3 protein-coding genes are annotated in these 2,554 nt (G+C 55.9%); all 3 read left to right on the top strand.

The window, feature by feature from the left end; genetic code table 11:
* Positions 1-544: extracellular solute-binding protein (locus QOH60_RS28375; protein WP_526425225.1), on the top strand; the 544-nt coding region annotated here is incomplete at its 5' end.
* 381 nt (positions 545-925) lie between these two features.
* On the top strand, positions 926-2,041 hold the full coding sequence (locus QOH60_RS28380) for an extracellular solute-binding protein (protein ID WP_526425226.1): 1,116 nt from the start codon (positions 926-928) through the stop codon (positions 2,039-2,041).
* A gap of 26 nt (positions 2,042-2,067) precedes the next feature.
* Positions 2,068-2,554 (top strand): cysteine hydrolase family protein (locus QOH60_RS28385; RefSeq protein WP_526425227.1); only part of this gene is annotated, 487 nt, incomplete at its 3' end.

Here is a 2,554-nt window from a genome sequence, read left to right on the forward strand (position 1 = left end):
CATTCCGTCCTATAAGTCGACCACCGCAGCATTCATCACCGCCATGGCCGCGCATCTCGAAACTGGCGAGCCGATCGAGAAGGCCCAGTACAAAGTCGACGCGGCATTCAAGAAGCTCAAGGCGCTCAAGCCGAACATCCTGGACGCGTATGTAAATTCGGTCCAGGCTTCGGTCCTGGTAGAGCAGGGCGAAGCGAGCATGGCTGCGGGCTTCTACAGCACTTACGTCATTCCGCGTCGCGCCAGCGGCATTCCGCTCGGATTGGCAACCCCCAAGGAAGGCATGTTCGCAATGCCGAAGGGCATTGCAAAGGTAAAAAACGGGCCGGCCCCGGAACTTGCCGATGCCTTCATCGAAGAGTGCCTCGCGCCGGAGTTCCAGGCGGTGTGGATGAAAGAATTCTTTTCGACGCCGACCAATCTGAAGGTCGCTACGACCGCCGGCATTCCACCAGCGAGCCAATTGCTGGCGATCGATTGGAAGTTTGCTTCCGAGACCCTCAAGCAGGCGGGCGATCGGTTCGATCGTGAGATCGCCAACTAAAATATTGCTCTTGGCCTGATGGTACAAGCCGGTTTGCGCTGACCGCGACTTGGTGCGCAGCTCGGTGATTTTGCTGCGTTGGTTTCGATGAAGCTGCCGCGATATCAAACTAATCACAATGGCGCCGCTCGGGTGAATCAGCGCTCCATACCATTAGTGAAAACAATCCAGCGACTCGATATTGAATGCCGAATATGTGAGCAAGTGTCGTGCCTTATGCAATTATTGTATGCAAAAATTGATCAGTCATACGCGCCATCGCGTGCAGTAATTGGGATGAGCCCCTTTCTGCTCATAGCAAAAACGTCAGAGCGTCTTTGATTCTCTTCATGAAAATCATTCGTTAGTCACGCCGGTCCGGCGCTGACCGAAAATATCACGTTGCCGGGTCGATCCGGCACGGCGCTTGCAAACTGGCTTTCCACGATCCGCAATGAACGGAGGTTGGAAATGCATGCAGATTTATCCCGCCGAGCGATACTGAAGTCGGCGGCCACGGCGGCATTGGCAGGGATCGTCGGAACACCCGCCATCGTCCGTGCTCAGACGCGCGAACTGGTTGTTGGCGGCCCTCTTGGTCAAGCGGAAGCGACAAAGCGAGCGGCTATCCCGCTGTTCGAGGCAAAATACAATTGCAAGGTTGTGTACGACGGGTCGCAGTCGTTTGAGAACCTTCAGAAGCGAAGAGCGAATAGGGACAAGCCGGTATTCTCGGTGGTCATGATGGATGATCCGATCCTTCACGTCGCGGCGGACCAGGACCTGTTGGAAAAATTGAAGCCGTCGAGCGTGCCGTCAATGGGCCAGCTTTCGCCGGCTGGCATTTTGCGCGATGGTATGTGGGTCAACTACATGTGGCCGGCGTTGTCCATCGGCTACAACGACAAGGAGTTTCCGAGCGGTCTCTCGTCGTGGGAGGAGATGTGGAATCCGCGGCACAAATCACGCGTGCTCATTCCGTCCTACAAGTCGACCACCGCGCCGTTCACCACTGCCATGGCCGCCCATCACGAAACGGGCGAGCCAATCGAGAAAGCCCAGTACAAGGTCGATGCGGCCTTTAAAAAGCTGAAGGCGCTAAAACCGAACATCCTCGATCTTTACATCCAGCCAACTCAGGCTTCGATCCTGGTGGAGCAGGGCGAGGCGAGCATGGCCGCGGGATTCTACACGACGTACGTCATGCCGCGGCGTACCAGCGGCATCCCGCTTGGGTTGGCGGCCCCCAAGGAAGGCATGTTCGCAATGCCGAAGGGGATTGCGAAGGTAAAGAACGCGCCTGCCCCCGAGCTTGCCGATGCCTTCATCGAAGAGTGCGTTGCGCCGGGTTTCCAGGCGATATGGATGAAAGAGTTCTTTTCGACGCCGACTAATCTGAGGGTCACTGCGACTGCCGGTATTCCATCGGCCAGCCAATTGGTGGCGATCGATTGGAAGTTTGCCTCCGAAACGCTCAAGCAAATGACCGATCGCTTCGATCGCGAAATCGCCAGCTAATCCATTTTCTGTTTAAGGAGATCGCAATGATCACTGCGCTTGGCAAGGAAGTGTTCTCAACCATCGAGGAGGTCGTCGATCCTGCGCACACCGCGCTCCTGATGATCGACATCCAGCACGACTTCTGTTCCCCCAAAGGCTTATTCGATCGTATTGGCAAGAATCTTGATATGATGGCGCCTGCCGTTCAGCGCGTGGCAAAACTTTTGGCCGCGGCGCGTAGCATGGGTGTGCTACCAATCTTCATTCAGAACCAATGGCTTCCGCAAAATCGTATTGTATCGGGTTCGTTCCTGCGCTTCATGATCTACAAGCAGGGTATGGACCCGAGCGAGGGTTGTACGATCAGCGGCACGTGGGGCGCTGAAATTCTACCGGAGGCCGGAATTCAGCCAGACGACATCATCGTGCAGAAGTGGCGTCCGAGTGCGTTCCGTTCGACCAATTTGGATATGGTTCTTCGCTGCAACAATATCCGCAGCGTCGTTCTCACCGGTGTGATCACCCAGGGGT

Origin of the sequence: Mycobacterium sp., from assembly GCF_032159765.1 — a bacterium.
Taxonomy (GTDB): Bacteria; Actinomycetota; Actinomycetes; order Mycobacteriales; family Mycobacteriaceae; genus Mycobacterium.